Source organism: Ruegeria sp. CH2, from assembly GCF_056537065.1.
On sequence record NZ_JBQFQV010000030.1, the window covers coordinates 1 to 14,691 of the forward strand.

Consider the following 14,691-nt stretch of genomic DNA (forward strand, 5'->3'; position numbering starts at 1 on the left):
ACTCAGCATTGGGCTGGAAAAGCCCTGTCGCATTCGAAAGGAAAGTGGCTTAAACGAGCACTTGGGGCGGCACAAAAACGGGACAGGTCCAGAAAACCCTAAATCTGTCCGGTAGGCGCTGACTTCAGACACCTTAACATAAGTGTGGACCTGTTCCGTTGGGGAGGCTCATTGGGAGGCGCATTTTCCGATCTATACATCCGGTTCTCCTCGCAGTATGGACTGCGCTTCTACTATGACCCGTGTGTCGGAAACTCTGAGGGTGACCGTATCACTCCGGAGAGCTGAGCCATGAACCCGACACTCGCAATCGCATTGAAGCGTAAAGGATATGACACGCTGACCCCTGTTCAGGAGGCCGTGTCCGCACCGGATTTGCAGGGACGAGACTTGTTAGTTTCGGCGCAGACCGGATCAGGAAAAACCATCGCGTTCGGCTTGGCCATCGCACCAACAATTTTGAGCGATGCGCAGGTTTTCGATGTGGCAGGCGCGCCTTTGGCGTTGGTTGTTGCGCCGACGCGAGAGTTGGCGCTGCAGGTCAAACGAGAACTGGGGTGGCTCTATGCGGATGCGGGGGCCTTCATTGCCTCATGCGTTGGCGGCATGGATATGCGCGACGAACGCCGGGCGCTGTCCCGAGGGGCACATATTGTGGTCGCGACACCAGGGCGGTTGCGGGATCATATCATGCGCGGCTCGATTAATTTGGCATCCGTACGCGCCGTCGTGTTGGATGAGGCTGACGAAATGCTCGACCTTGGATTCCGTGAAGATCTGGAATTCATCCTCGAACAAACGCAATCAGACCGCCAGACACTATTGTTCTCGGCAACGGTACCGCGCGCCATTGCCACCTTGGCTGCCCGGTACCAAAGGGATGCCGAGCGTGTAAGTACTGTCAGTGAGCGGACGCAACACGCCGATATCGAGTACCGTGCGATGAATGTGGCTCCACGTGACGGTGAAAATGCTATCATTAACGTGCTACGCTACTACGAGGCTCCTAACGCCATCGTTTTCTGCAACACGCGCGCCATGGTCAGCCGTCTGACAGCCCGACTGTCCAACCGCGGGTTTTCGGTTGTGGCTCTTTCCGGAGAACTGACCCAAGGTGAACGGTCAAACGCCTTGCAAGCCATGCGTGACGGACGGGCCCGCGTCTGTGTAGCGACCGATGTCGCGGCGCGCGGAATTGATCTGCCAAATCTGGATCTGGTGATCCATGCGGAACTGCCCAGCAGTCATGAAACGCTTTTGCACCGTTCAGGCCGAACTGGACGTGCAGGGCGCAAAGGTGTCAGCACACTGATCGTTGCACCGGCTTCTTACAAAAAAGCCCAAAGGCTGTTGAAATTCGCTAAACTCACGGCCGATTGGGGTGCGGCGCCCTCCGCTGAAGAGGTCAAAGCGCAAGACCAGCAACGGATGTTCGGATCGGAGGACTGGTGCTCTGAAATAACAAAGACTGAGCGGCAGTCAGTCAACGAACTGGTAGAAAGGTTCTCGCCAGAACAACTCGCTGCGGCATATGTCCGTCAATACAACAGGGCGCATTCCGCTCCGGAAGAACTAAACGACATTCAGGAAGCAGCGCCAAAGCAGAGCGCACCTTTTGGTCCGAGTGTTTGGTTTTCGCTGTCAGAAGGGCGCAACGAAAATGCGTCTCCGCGATATCTACTTCCTATGGTGTGCAAGGCGGGGAACATCACAAAATCCGATGTCGGTGCGATCCGTATCGTTGACGACGAGACCTATATCGAAATTCGCGAAAGCAGCGTCGCCGGTTTTTTGGAGGCGATTGGGCCGGAAATGAAGATCGAGGGTACAAAAGACATTGTGCAGTTGGATTCAGCCCCCGATTTGTCGAACTCAGCAAAGACAAGCTTTAACCGGGCTGCCAAAGGCAAGAAAGGTCTGGAAAAGACTGCACGCAAACCGAGCCGACTTGTCGAGCCGCAGCCTGCGAAAGCGCGGAAAAAGACAGTGTCCAAGCCCCCTGAAAAGGCCAAAGTTGAAGCCAAGCCCAAACGCGATGACGACAACCGCAGTGGTCTGAGTAAAAAACTTGACCGCCGCCCAAAAGGCCCGCCACCGCCAAAGGGTAAGCCCAACAGCAAGAAAAACCGTGCACGCGCTGCGGCAAATAAGGGCGGTAACGCTGTGCCAAGGCGTTCAAAATAAGTCGAAGCGTTTGCACAGGCCCTTTCCGGACATTGGCCATGCCAAAACTCCGCTGGGTTCCGCCCGTTAGACCAGACTTTCGCAGCGCCTGCGAGCCCGGGCGATAGACATAATCATACTCTGCGGACCATACTGCCGCTCCAATCGGCCATGCAAATTGATGGCAGACTCAGTTCGAGTTCTTGATAACCAGAGGATTATAATGTGGTGATGCCGGGAGTTTTTTTCGGCCAGCGCCCTGACGAATTCTTTTTTGGGATAGAACGGAAAACGGTTCGGTGCTGACAGCACCTGCTCTTTGGAGAAGTACCTTCAGTCGATCCGATGCATCGGACCTGTGGATATGTCGGACCGCACCAAAGCCAAGTGAGACAATGGAGGTACCGTTGGGTGCAATTGAGTTTCACCAGCGCTGCCGTCTATTTTTCCCAATCCTGCGGGTCAAAGCACATTGTTATCATCTCGTTGTGCTTGTAAGGACGTTGCACAGTCCGAAAGGGCCGCGCCGTGCGGGCGTGATGGAATGGTAGACATATCAGACTTAAAATCTGAAGGGCGTATGCCCGTGTGGGTTCGAGTCCCACCGCCCGCACCAGGCGCTTTCGAAAGCTGCATTCTGTCGCCCGGTTTGCGCGTCATCGGTATCGCAAATGCAGTGAAACGCAGCCTACGTGGTCATGGCGTCATATTCATGACCAGGACTAAACCGGATACCCCAATTCCCGGATCAGCCTCCAGATGTCCTGGTTCGCGGCTGAAAGCTGATTGACGACCGCTTCGATTTCGCGAAGCGCGTCATCATCTACCGTATCCGCGCGACCCAGTTTTATATCGGTCTTGCGGTCAGCAATCCGCATCAGGATCGTTTTCGGGTTTCCGCTCTCCTGATCGAACGAATAGATGCAGTGGTTATACTTGTTTCGGATGCCCGAAAGCTTGCTGAGCCGTTGCGTGCGTTCAAGGATCGGGTCGCGAACCTGCGCGGGCCTTCCCTCCATCTTGGCAAGCCGTTCAACCAGATCAATACGCGCGCGGGTTGTGTTCAGGGTCAGGAAGATAATGACGGCCACGTCTTTCGACGTTCCGGAAAGGCCAGCGATCAGGTGGATCAGCAGGCTTTCGGTGTTGGTCCACATATAGTTCAGCCTGCCAACCAGAAGGATCAGGCGATCGAACCGGGCTTCGAACGTGTCAGTCAAGGGCGGAGTGCTGCGCCTCGTGTGGCGCAACCTCGTAGTAGAAATGCGCGGCAGCGGTGCGGTTGCTGACGCCGATCTTACCAACCACATTGTGCATATGCAGTTTGACCGTGTGTTCCGTAATTCCCAGCTTGGCCGCGATCAACTTGTTGCTTTTGCCCTGCGAGACAAGTTGCAGGACCTGCTTCTCGCGACGCGTCAGCTTCAGGTACCGCGACTGCTGGTCGACACCATTTGGGACATTTGTCACTGGACGGGCTGGGATGTCCCGCGTGCGCTGGCCAGGAAAGGCGACGCAATCTGCAAGGAAGCTGGGTAAGTACAGTTCTTCATGCATCAGCAGCCTGAGGATGGCGCGCCAGGCATCGGGCGCCACATTCATGGGTAGAAACCCAATTTCGCCGAACTGCGCGCGATCCCAGGATTCAAACATATGCCGGGCCGATTCTTCTTTGCGATAGGCAAAGGCAAGACAGCCGGATCCCGTACTTTTGGTATAGGCCAGTGGGCGCGCCAACAGGTCTTCAAGCATCATCTGGTCAACAACAATAATCTTGCTGCAACCGGGTGTGTGGCCGTTCATCGCTTCAAGGGTTTCGAACCGCTGAGCGCGAACCCCGAATTCAGTTTGAACGCTTCTTAGGGTCTGATTGGAGTAGAATAATTCTTTTCCAATAAAGACAACCGAAAAATCTTCTGAATAAAGATCCTGATTGGCAGTTTCTTCTATCAATGACACACTCATCACATTCCCTCGCAAACAGGGTCAACCAAAAATCTCTTTTTTGAATTCTGGCGGTCTAAAATAGTTAACTAATCAAATAGGTAATTAACTTTTATTATACTCGAAAGCATGGTTTTCCACAACCGGGAGGAGTTCTTCCAGAGCCCGTGCCATAGAACTTTCGGTTAGGTTTCCGCTTGGGTTTTTGTGCAACCAGCGGAAACAATTGAATTATTTTGTTGCGATTTTTTGTAGGTGGGTCATGCGGGGCAGGTGAGCGCAAACTCAGGTGTATTCTAAAAGTAAGTAATAAAAACAACGTTGTAACCACCTCAAAACTTTCGACTAGCTAGGCGTGGGCGTGCGTCGCTGCGAACATGGCTGGGCTTCAATTGTCGAAGCGCCTGTCCCTGTCGCGCCGGTCATTGCGTATTTCAGCAGCCTTCATGAACCGCCGCGCTTTCGGCTTAGCCGGGAAAGGAGGTGGCCATTTAGAAACTTCCACAGACCGCTTTCAGCGCGTTCATGCGCTGCGCGGGTATTTTTGTTTCAATCTCGCCTGATGCCGCTTTTTAGATGAATGGCGGTCTGGCGTTCCAGAAATAGGAATTTGTCATGAGACGTAATGTGAATAATACAAACGTAACGACCGTCGACGAAATTAATGTCGAGAATCTGGAAGCTCCGGTAAATGTTGAAATCCCGATTGATGAGGCGTTTGTCGAAGCTGATCTGACTGCACAACAGCAGCAGCAGGACCAGACTGTCGAAAACTCCAACGATCAGGGCCAGGACCAAAATCAAGGCCAGGATCAGGGTCAGGAACAAGGCCAGGACCAAGGCCAAGATCAGGGCCAGGATCAGGATCAAGGTCAGGATCAGGACCAGACGCTCAATGCCGGAGATAACACCAACGACAATTCAAACAGCAACGCGATCAATATCGACTTTGGTGGCGGAGAGTGGATTCCGCGCGATGATGATCAGGTTGATCTGGACTTCGGAGATAACGCGTCGGTTGGCGACGTAATCACCGCAGGCCGTGATCTGAACTATGATCCCGGCGATGACATGAATGTCGATATCTCAATGGATGGTGCCGGAACCGCAATGGCGTCCGTCAACAGTCAGGTCGCCAGTCTGAGCGATGACGACACGCTGGAATCGGCGTCAGTTTCGAACAATTCCGGTTTCTATCAGAATGGTAGCGCCTATGGCGGCACCGCCAACGCTGAAGAAGGTATCGGCGTCAAGTCCAACGGTGGAGATTCGGGCGACGGTGGTACCAGCTATGGTGGTTCGGCAGACTCGACCACGCTGGGCAGCCATGCGTTTGGTGCCGGTGGCGATACCGGCAGCGCAGACGCGGATTCGAGTGGCGGCGCCGGCGGTGATACCGGTGACGCAAATAACGCCAGCATTGGTGTCGGTCTGTCCGGCGCAGGGGCTGACGGTGACAGCACCGGCGGCGACGGCGGCGACGCTGACAGTTCGTCTTCTGCTGACAACGACGGCAGCACAAGCGTTGACGGTGACGGAACCGGCGGTAACGGCGGAAGCGCAGATTCGTTTGGTCTGGGACTGGGCCTTGGTCTGTCTGGCTCGAATGCCTCGGGTAGCGCCGATGGCGGCGACAGCGATTCCGACTCGAGCGGCACGGGCTTTGGTCTGGCCGGCAATGACGTAGACGCCGAAGGTTCCGACGGTGGTGACGGCAGCGCGTCGACAGACGGTTCGTCGTCGAATTCCAGTGACAGCACAACCGAAGCCAATGATGCGACTGCCGGCAGCAACGCAGCAGAGGGCAGCGCTGACAGTGGTGCGGACAGCTCGGCTGATGGAACTGGCGGACCTGGTACCGGCGGTGAAGGCTCTGGCGGCGAAGGGACCGGTGGTGAAGGATCCGGTGGCGACGGCACAGGCGGTGACGGTACCGGCGGTGACGGCGAAGGCGGATTTGCCGCTATGGTCGAAGCTGCAATCATGGCCCTGCAGGAAGAGCTAGGCATGGTTGATGCCGAAGCGGGCGAAGGCGGTGACGGAACCGGCGGTGACGGAACCGGTGGCGATGGTTCGGGCGGCGATGGCTCTGGTGGCGATGGCTCAGGCGGTGACGGTTCGGGCGGCGATGGTTCCGGTGGAACCGCCGACGCGGATTCGGATGCGCAGGGTGTTGGCGACCAGTCCGCAAGCGGCCCCGACATCAACCAAAGCCCAGGTGACGTGAACGGTGCATCCAGCAATTCGCAGAACACGGATGGCAGCGGTGGTGATGGCGGATCAAATTCGGCCAACGGCACAGCGGACGCAGCGGGTTCTGGTACGTCTGCAGCAGACGGTGACGGCGGAGCAGGCGGCACGACGACGCCCACATCCACGTCTTCGGGCAACGGTGCCGGGTCCGCCGATGCGGCCAATACCGCCGGTGATGGCGGAGCGGCGGATGTATTCGGTGATGCCGATACAAACGGAGCCGCCGACAGCCTGGCTGAAGCAATCGCCGGATACGGTGGTTCGGGCATGTCCGATAACGATGCCACATCGACCGGTTCGGGCGATGCGACCGGTGCGGCCAGCTCGGGTGCCGGTGGTGCCGGTGGCGCGTCCGCCGCAAATGGCGGAGCCAGCGGATACTCGACCGGTACAGCTATGTCCGGTGACACCATGGGTGGAACCATCACGGGCGGCAGCGCGGCTGGTGCCTATTCGGGTGACGGTGGTGCAGGCGGCAACGCTGGCAACTGGGGCTCGAACAACGGTGGCGATGGTATCGTGACCGGCGAGTCCTATGCCTCGGCAGCGGCTGTTGTCGACACCTCGGCCTTTAACCAGTCGATCGTCATGGGCGCCAACGTGCTTGGCAACTCGGTCGACACGACCATGGTCGGTGGTTCGATGACCTCGTCCTACGCAAGCGACGACAACGACGCATAAGTCATAAGGCGAGGCCCGCATTATCGGGCCTCGCTATTTTCGAAAATGCCGGGGCCGCGAGCAGTGGCCCCGGCCCAACTGAACCCAAAGCGGAAATTCTGGCCGGTGCGGGTGAAAAAGGATGACCGATATGGCCCTTGACGCAATTACGGAAACAATAGCGCATTTTGTTGGAGCATTTGAACTTACGATCGAACAAGCCCGGCTGCGGGACCAGTATGACGAATTCACCGCCCTGAGGCGAAAAGCCGAAATTGACGGGCTGGACGATCCTGCTGCGATCCACATCAGGGCCGACCTTGATATCCCGGTGGGCGAGTACAAGCTCCTCCCATACAATTTTGCCCCACCTCAACCTAACCTGCCGCTACCAGACGCGCCGAAGGGGCCTGTGCATGAATCGGTGATTATCCTTGGTGGAGATGGGCCGGTTTCCGAGCGTTTTGTCCCAGACGACACGATTGGACCATCATCCGTTCCCACACTCGTCATTCTGCAGCCGGACAACGTGCCGTTGGGGTCTGCGGTAAGTTACACCATGCAAAAGGTTTTCCTGCGTGACAACGATACGGTGGGCAAGGGTGAATTTCGCGACACGGACGCGCTGATCGCGAAAGGTGAGCAGATGCTGGACATGGCGTTGTCCCTTCATGCCGTGGCAAGCCCGTCATTTTCACTCGCGGACTACCAGTCAATCGAGATGGTCGAGGCACTGGCCGAACAGATGCTGAATCCGATGAACGGGGATGTGGATGGCGTCACCGTGTATCAGTTCCATGGCGATGATGCCTTGGGCGTGATCGTCAATGGCGAGCACATGGCCGAAGCACCTGAATGGACCGACCTGCTGCCCGCTTTCCATCAGCCGGATGAGGCGACTGGCGATGAAGCGGAAACGCCGTTGCCTGCCGAATGGGACCAGTCCAAGGATTCCGATTTTGACGACGGGCATCTGGTGGTGACCGGTGGTAATCTGGCGATCAATGCAGTGTCTGCGACTATTGGTTGGGTGGATGCTCCGTACATTGTTGTAGGCGGGCAGGCCATCAATCTGACGGTCATCAGTCAGGTCGCGCTTGTTTCCGACTGGGACGTAGGTGCCATGAATGCCGGAAGCGGTACCAACCTGGTTCAGTCTTCGGTGATCGAAGTCGAAGGCAAAGAGGCCGCCTGGCTGGACGATGTCGACGGGACAAGCGGCCAGCCCGCTTATGTTGTTGTCGACTGGGTTCACGGCGATCTGGTGGTCGCGAATTTCATCAACCAGAGTATAGATGCCACCGATATCGATCACATTCAGACCGAAATTTCAGCCACATCCACGCTTTACGTGCTGGGCGACAACGAAATGTACAATGTCGCCGATATCGTGCAGTTGGGCAGCTATTACGATCTGATCATGATCGGCGGAAACATGATTTCAGTCGATGTGCTGGTTCAATCCATGGCCCTTATGGATGACGACATCATCAGCGGCGGAGTGCCCGCGTCGGTGATGGACGGTGATGAAAACCTGCTCATGAACGACGCGTCGGTCAAAACGATCGGCAAGGACATTCACCAGGATATGCAACAGAATATGGCGGACGCGCTTGCCATACCGGAAATGGACATGGACGCGTTGGAAGACGCGCTTCTGAATGATCCGATGTTCGCCGGGATGGAGCAGTTGCGCGTCCTTAAGATCGACGGCGATCTTATACAGGTGAACATCGTCAATCAGGCCACGATGATGCTGGATCAGGATGATATAGACCTGTCCGGCCCAAATGCTGCCGGGGCCGATGTAGTCGCGGGCAGCAACGCCATGCTGAACACCGCGCATCTGACCAAGATGGGTGTGGACTCGACGGTCATGGCAGCTGACGGGTCGTATTCCGATCTGCTGCTGCATCAGGCCAGCCTGATCGACATGCCGGACAACGACGAGATTACCGCGATGACCAATGAGGCAATTGCGGCCATCATGGGTGACATGACCGTCGCGCAACCGGATGCGGCCTTGGCACTGAATACCCCAGCTCTTGATGTAACAACACCTGACGACGGCCTGCAAACCATGCTGGCCTGATCCCCCAAGATTTTACCGAGTGACCAGAAGGTTTCTACATGTCGTTTGTTTTTTCGTCGCGCCGCCACCCCTTATCCAGCCCGCTGGACAGGCAAGGCGGGTTGGGTCTGAAGCGTCAGGGGGCCGAACCAGGGGCAGATCCTGCAAAACGGGCCACAGGTGCCACCACCCGACTGCATCTGACGCAGGAGTTCCGAGTGCCTGAACCAGATCAAAACCGGCCGGTTGAAAACGATGCGTTGAAACCGGCCAAAGACCAGAAACACTCATGTGAACAACCGCGCGCTGAACCTCCCCATTGGCGTGCGCCGCCGCAGCCCGTGCAAGACAAGGACATTGCGGGCGGTGGTGACGGGGTGGCTGATGCTGACGGCCCGGATCATGCAACCGCGGACGAAACGACAGCGCGCAAGACCCCCTCTGCGCGCGCGTCCGGCGCGGATCACATGGGCGCGACGATCGAGGCCAAGGCAAACCAGCCACTGTTGCGGACAAACTCCGGCGGCGGTGACGGGAACGGGCCACCCCAAACCTTTCACAAGCGCACCCCGCCCGAGGATTTCCAGCGCACATTGCGGGATTCGATCCGGGCGATCCGGCGTAACCTTGCATTTGTTCTGGTGCTGACCTGCGCGACCAATATTCTGATCCTGTCGATTCCGATCTACCTGTTTCAGATCAGTGACAGGGTTCTGACCAGCCGATCTTTGGATACGCTGATCATGTTGACGGCAATCGTCGCCGGGGCCGTGATCTTTCAGTCAGCCTTTGATGCGGTGCGGCGGTTTACGCTGATGCGAACCGGTGTCGAGGTTGCCGTTCGTTTGGGTGCACCTGTGCTTAGTGCGGCTGCGCACGCGTCGTTGCATGGAAACGGGCGCGAATATCAGACTCTTGGCGATTTGCAGCAACTGCGCGGTTTTCTGGTTTCGGGCACTTTGATTTCGTTTCTGGACGTGCCATTCGCCCCACTGTTCATTCTGATGATCTTTCTCGTGCACCCGCAACTGGGCATGATTGTCGTGGTGACGGCGCTGATCCTGATGACGATTGCGCTGATCAACCAGAAAATGACAGCCAAACCCTTTGCCGAGGCGAACAAGGCGCAGTCCATGGCGAACCTGCATCTGGATTCCATGTCGCGCAACAGCCAGATCATCAACGCCTTGGCCATGATCCCCGAGGCGGTGCGGATCTGGGGGCGGGACACGGCCCAATCCCTGACCTGGCAGGTGCGCGCGCAGGACCGTAACGTGATCTTCGCGGCGATTTCGCGCGCTGTTCGTCTGCTGACACAGATCGGCATTTTGGGATGGGGCGCATTTCTGGCACTGCAGGGAGAGATTACCGGCGGCATGGTGATCGCGGCCTCGATCATTGCCGGGCGCGCCTTTGCGCCCATTGAAGGTTCGATTGAGGGGTGGAACAGTTACCTGTTGACGCGCGCGGCCTATGGGCGGATCAAGGCGCTGCTGTCAACCTCGGCCCTGCAACATGAGAAGTTGCGCCTGCCGCGCCCCGAAGGCCGGTTGGATGTAGAGCGGTTGCTCTATGTCCCCGGTGGAACCAAACGTGTGGTTCTGAACGGGATTACCTTCTCACTCATCCCCGGTGAAACACTGGCGATTATCGGCAATTCCGGTGCGGGCAAAACCACCTTGGGCAAGACCCTTGTCGGGTCCGTTCTGCCCACGTCGGGAAGTGTGCGGCTGGACCTGATGGATATCCGCAACTGGGACCCGCGCCAGTTTGGGGAAAGCATCGGTTATCTGCCACAGGATGTGCAGCTGTTCCCCGGAACCATCAAGGACAATATCGGCCGGATGCGAGCCGATGCCACGGACGAACAGATCCACGACGCCGCTGTACTGGCTGATGTACACAACATGATCGCGACCCTGCCGCAGGGATATGAGACTGTGGTGGCCTCCGATGGATCGCCTTTATCGGGCGGACAGAAACAACGCATTGCGCTGGCGCGGGCGTTTTTTGGAAATCCAAGAATGGTGGTGCTGGACGAGCCGAACTCGAACCTTGACGTTGCTGGGGACAAAGCCTTGGCGCGTGCCATTGAACAGGCGCGCGAAAGCAAGATCACCGTGGTCGTCATCACGCAGAAACCAACGCTGCTGAACGTGGTCGACAAGATCATGTTGCTGACCGATGGGCGCGTCGCTCTGTTCGGTCAGCGCGAGCAGGTTCTTCAGCAGATCAACGGGCCGCGCAAACGGACCGGAATTGAAGGGCAACAGGGAGGCTGACCATGAATGACCTCGTACCCGTAAAACACTCTGCCGGTGAACCTGACGTCTGGTATGCAGAAGTTCCACGCTCGATCAACCGCTTCATTGTTATCGGTATAATCATGCTGGTCGTCTGTTTTGGCGGTTTCGGAGTGTGGTCCTTCAGCGCCCCGCTGGCGGCGGCGGTCATCGCGCAGGGCAGTTTTGTCGCCACTGGGCGCAACAAGATTGTCCAGCACCTTGAAGGCGGGATCATCGAAGACATCAAGGTCACCGAAGGGCAATCGGTTCAGGCAGGTCAGGTGCTGATGACGCTGGATCAGACCTCGGCCCAGGCCAATGAGCGTGAGCTGTTCATCCGCAAACTGCGCTTGCAGGCGATGACCGAGCGGTTGCTGGCGGAATATGGGGAACGGGATCGTCTGGTTTTTACACCAGATCTGGTCGAGGCCTCTAAAGACGTGGAAGTCATGGCCATTCTCGACGGTCAAATGCTCAGCTTTGACGTGTCGCGCAAGACCTTGTTGAATGATGTGGCACTTTTGGAACGCAATATGGAGGCTTTGAAAATCCGGGCAAGTGGCTTTGAAGCCCAATTGGAAAGCATGGCCACACGTGCCGAGATCTTGCAGGAAGAGTACGAGTCCAAAAACCAGCTTTTCCAGAAAGGGCTGGTTCGAAAGGGCGAATTGAACACGATCCGGCGTGTGCAGGCCGAAGCCGAGGGGCAGCAGGCCCGGTTGCAGGCGGAGGCCGCTGAAATCAATCAGATGCTTCTAAAATACCAGGAACAGATTACGCGCACCCGATCCGCCTATCGCGAGGCTGCACTGGATGAATTGGGCGTGGTCGAGGCCGATCTGGAAAGCGTGCGCGAAAAATCCCGTCAGGCCCGCAATGTTCTGGACCGGGCCGTGGTGCGGGCGCCTGTGACCGGGACGGTAGTTCGCCTGCATTATCATACTCCGGGTGGTGTGATCGAAACGGGCGAACCCATTGCCGAAATCCTGCCTGCCGATGCGCCGTTGATTATTGAGGCGCAAATCCCACGCACCGAGATTGATAGTGTGGTAACCGGGCAGACCGCCTCGGTGCGACTGATCGCGCTCAATCAGCGCACAACGCCGGTTTTGTACGGAGAAGTCTTTTATGTCTCTGCCGACGCGCTGCTTGAAGAGGCGGCAGGCGTTCCAAAAGAGGTATATCTGGCGCGTATCTCACTTACCCCAGACGAGCTGCACCGGGTCAGCGGCTTTGTTCCGACCCCCGGCATGCCTGCGGAAATTATGATCCAAACCGAGGAACGAACTTTTGCGGCCTATATCGCCAAACCTGTGTCGGACAGCATGTCGCGCGCGTTTCGCGAGCAATAACCTAGGTGCCTAAGGCCGTTGGTTCATCTACCTCAAGTCGCGTTCTGATCCTTTTGGGAAAAGCGTGAAAGTGAGGGTGTGTACCTTTGACGGCGCAAGACTTGGGATTTCACAAGCTCCACATCCTTGGCGGGTTGGCGGATCGGCTCAACGGTGGTTGCGAAATCACAGGTTCATGAAGCGCCAGATTTCCGCATCTGATGCAAATCAATGCAAAACACATTCGAATCGAGACATGTTTGGCCGGAAGTCATCATAAGGAACACCCGACCATGTTTCGCCTTGCCGCCATGCTGTATTCACTGATCGCCACTGCCATTTCAGGTTCTGCCGTAATCGCTGTGCTGTCTGCGGGATTGGTTTCCGTCAGCGCAATTGTCGGCGCAGCAGTTGCCGGGGCGGTGATCGCTGCTCCGGCATCGTGGATGGTGGCCCGGCGCTTGTACCGGGGCACCTGATCAGGCGTTCAGGAACGTCCGAACCGCTGCTTCGAATTCACGTGGTTTTTCGGCGTGCAGCCAATGCCCGGCTCCGGGTATTTTGGCAAAACGCGCGCCGGAAAACAGCGAGCGGATTTCAGGGCGGTGTTCCGGCAGGACATAATCCGATGCCGCGCCCGACAGGAACAGGGCGGGGCCATTCCATGTGGCGTCCAACTTGGGGAAGCCCATGATCTTTGGCATCTCGGCTGCAAGAACATCCAGATTAAGCAGCCACCGTTTTCCCTTGATATCCAGCGATTGGGTGAAAAAGCTTTGCAACGCTTTCTCAACACCTTGATCGGCCAATTGCATTTCCGCATCCGACCGGCGGGTGATGCGCGAAAAATCAACAGCCCGCATGGCCTCGATGAACCGGATTTGGCTGTGCGCGTATTGAACCGGCGCGATGTCGGCGACCACCAGCTTGTTCACCAACCCATTGTGCCGCAGGGCCAGGGTCATGGCAGCCTTTCCGCCCATGGAATGTCCAAGAACATCCGCCACGCCGCCGATCTGTTCTATGACTTCGGCGATATCCTGTGCCAGATGGGGATAATCATGGCTCGGGTCCCACATGCTGTAAGCATGGTTGCGCATGTCCACCGCCACAACCTGCCGTTCGTCTGAAAGCCTTTTGGCAATGACGCCCCAATTCCGAGCAGATCCGTAAAGGCCGTGTGCTATTACCAGCGGTGGGCGGGCGGTCGGTTCGCCATGTACAATCGTGTTCAGCATAGCTTGCGTGATACAAGTGCCTACAGCGGATCACCAGCCCCATTGTAGGTCTTTGTGCTGCAGGCTAGATTGCGGCGGCAGGAGAGAGCCCATGCCTCAGGACCCAGACATTCAGACCCGGATCGCCGAGACGGTGGCCTTGCTGCGTGCCAAGCTTGGCGTGCGCGACAAGACGCTAGAGGCATCCATTCGCAAGGCAAAACGACGTCTGCCGCGCCGGGTGTACCGGCAGGCCATGGTGCTTGCCCGGTCCGAGGCGATGGCGTCGCACCCGAAGATGCGGTTGATTCTGGATACTCCCAAGCTCGTCAGGGCGTCGGACGTAGTGCAGGATCATCTGGGAAGCATCAATCTTGCGGATCGCAGGTGGGGCTGGTTCCTTGGATTGCTGGGGGGGCTGGCTTTCAATCTGTTGGCTCTGACAGCGCTGTTGCTTGTTTTTCTGTGGTGGCGCGATTTGATTTGACTTTCAGACGGCTGCCAAGCTGACGCGTGGCCAGATCCCCCTCTATCGAAGCGACTGCTCAAACAACAAAAAAAACGGCGCCTCAAGAGCGCCGTTTTCTTTTCTTTTTAAACGTTTACAGGTTCGGGTATATGGGGAAGCGGTTGCAGAGGTCTGCGACCTGTGCGCGGACGCGGGCTTCGACTTCGGCGTTGCCGTCTTCGCCGTTGGCGGCCAGGCCGTCGACCACTTCGATGATCCAGTCGGCGATCTGGCGGAACTCGGCCTCGCCAAAGCCGCG

The 14,691-nt window shown here is 57.1% G+C and carries 10 protein-coding genes, 1 tRNA gene and 1 pseudogene; 8 read left to right on the forward strand and 4 right to left on the reverse strand.

Annotated elements, in window-relative coordinates:
- Positions 1-291: 291 nt before the first annotated feature.
- Together ACR0M9_RS20575 and ACR0M9_RS20580 are read left to right on the forward strand one after the other, a co-directional pair.
- Complete coding sequence (locus ACR0M9_RS20575) at positions 292-2,184, forward strand: DEAD/DEAH box helicase (protein WP_480484918.1); 1,893 nt, start codon at positions 292-294, stop codon at positions 2,182-2,184.
- Between the two features lie 509 nt (positions 2,185-2,693).
- Positions 2,694-2,779 (forward strand) — tRNA-Leu (locus tag ACR0M9_RS20580).
- Positions 2,780-2,885: 106 nt separating this feature from the next.
- On the opposite strand, the gene ACR0M9_RS20585 is transcribed toward ACR0M9_RS20580, so the two are convergent.
- Positions 2,886-3,383 (reverse strand): hypothetical protein, encoded by a 498-nt coding sequence (locus ACR0M9_RS20585; protein WP_245220737.1) that lies wholly within the window; start codon positions 3,381-3,383, stop codon positions 2,886-2,888.
- Positions 3,376-4,128: a helix-turn-helix transcriptional regulator gene (locus ACR0M9_RS20590; protein ID WP_480489411.1), complete on the reverse strand. Its 753-nt coding sequence runs from the start codon at positions 4,126-4,128 to the stop codon at positions 3,376-3,378. The genes ACR0M9_RS20585 and ACR0M9_RS20590 overlap by 8 nt, the downstream gene beginning before the upstream one ends.
- Before the next feature lie 606 nt (positions 4,129-4,734).
- On the opposite strand from ACR0M9_RS20590, the gene ACR0M9_RS20595 reads away from it, so the two are divergent.
- The 5 genes from ACR0M9_RS20595 (at position 4,735) to ACR0M9_RS20615 (ending at position 13,186) form a co-directional block, all read left to right on the forward strand.
- Complete coding sequence (locus ACR0M9_RS20595; RefSeq protein WP_480774547.1) at positions 4,735-7,041, forward strand: hypothetical protein; 2,307 nt, start codon at positions 4,735-4,737, stop codon at positions 7,039-7,041.
- Positions 7,042-7,171: 130 nt separating this feature from the next.
- Complete coding sequence (locus ACR0M9_RS20600; RefSeq protein WP_480774548.1) at positions 7,172-9,112, forward strand: type I secretion protein; 1,941 nt, start codon at positions 7,172-7,174, stop codon at positions 9,110-9,112.
- A 38-nt stretch (positions 9,113-9,150) separates the two neighbouring features.
- Entirely contained in the window at positions 9,151-11,373 is a 2,223-nt protein-coding gene (locus tag ACR0M9_RS20605) for a type I secretion system permease/ATPase (protein WP_480774549.1), read from the forward strand.
- A gap of 2 nt (positions 11,374-11,375) precedes the next feature.
- Entirely contained in the window at positions 11,376-12,728 is a 1,353-nt protein-coding gene (locus tag ACR0M9_RS20610) for an HlyD family type I secretion periplasmic adaptor subunit (protein ID WP_480774550.1), read from the forward strand.
- 272 nt (positions 12,729-13,000) lie between these two features.
- On the forward strand, positions 13,001-13,186 hold the full coding sequence (locus ACR0M9_RS20615) for a hypothetical protein (protein ID WP_267368020.1): 186 nt from the start codon (positions 13,001-13,003) through the stop codon (positions 13,184-13,186).
- Here the strand turns inward: ACR0M9_RS20615 and ACR0M9_RS20620 are convergent, their stop codons facing one another.
- On the reverse strand, positions 13,187-13,945 hold the full coding sequence (locus ACR0M9_RS20620; protein ID WP_480473558.1) for an alpha/beta fold hydrolase: 759 nt from the start codon (positions 13,943-13,945) through the stop codon (positions 13,187-13,189).
- 91 nt (positions 13,946-14,036) lie between these two features.
- Between ACR0M9_RS20620 and ACR0M9_RS20625 the strand changes: the two genes are divergently transcribed.
- The gene (locus ACR0M9_RS20625; RefSeq protein ID WP_209507997.1) at positions 14,037-14,411 is read left to right on the forward strand and encodes a hypothetical protein; all 375 of its coding nucleotides are present in this window, start codon (positions 14,037-14,039) and stop codon (positions 14,409-14,411) included.
- Between the two features lie 115 nt (positions 14,412-14,526).
- Here the strand turns inward: ACR0M9_RS20625 and glyA are convergent.
- Positions 14,527-14,691, reverse strand: a pseudogene (gene glyA / locus ACR0M9_RS20630) (serine hydroxymethyltransferase); the annotation flags it as partial.

What these genes read in the sequence shown, in the direction of transcription:
- ACR0M9_RS20575 (WP_480484918.1), top strand. Translation starts at nt 292, where the DNA reads ATGAACCCGACACTCGCAATCGCATTGAAGCGTAAAGGATATGACACG.
- ACR0M9_RS20590 (WP_480489411.1), bottom strand. Translation starts at nt 4,128, where the DNA reads ATGAGTGTGTCATTGATAGAAGAAACTGCCAATCAGGATCTTTATTCA.
- ACR0M9_RS20600 (WP_480774548.1), top strand. Translation starts at nt 7,172, where the DNA reads ATGGCCCTTGACGCAATTACGGAAACAATAGCGCATTTTGTTGGAGCA.
- ACR0M9_RS20605 (WP_480774549.1), top strand. Translation starts at nt 9,151, where the DNA reads ATGTCGTTTGTTTTTTCGTCGCGCCGCCACCCCTTATCCAGCCCGCTG.
- ACR0M9_RS20610 (WP_480774550.1), top strand. Translation starts at nt 11,376, where the DNA reads ATGAATGACCTCGTACCCGTAAAACACTCTGCCGGTGAACCTGACGTC.
- ACR0M9_RS20615 (WP_267368020.1), top strand. Translation starts at nt 13,001, where the DNA reads ATGTTTCGCCTTGCCGCCATGCTGTATTCACTGATCGCCACTGCCATT.
- ACR0M9_RS20620 (WP_480473558.1), bottom strand. Translation starts at nt 13,945, where the DNA reads ATGCTGAACACGATTGTACATGGCGAACCGACCGCCCGCCCACCGCTG.
- ACR0M9_RS20625 (WP_209507997.1), top strand. Translation starts at nt 14,037, where the DNA reads ATGCCTCAGGACCCAGACATTCAGACCCGGATCGCCGAGACGGTGGCC.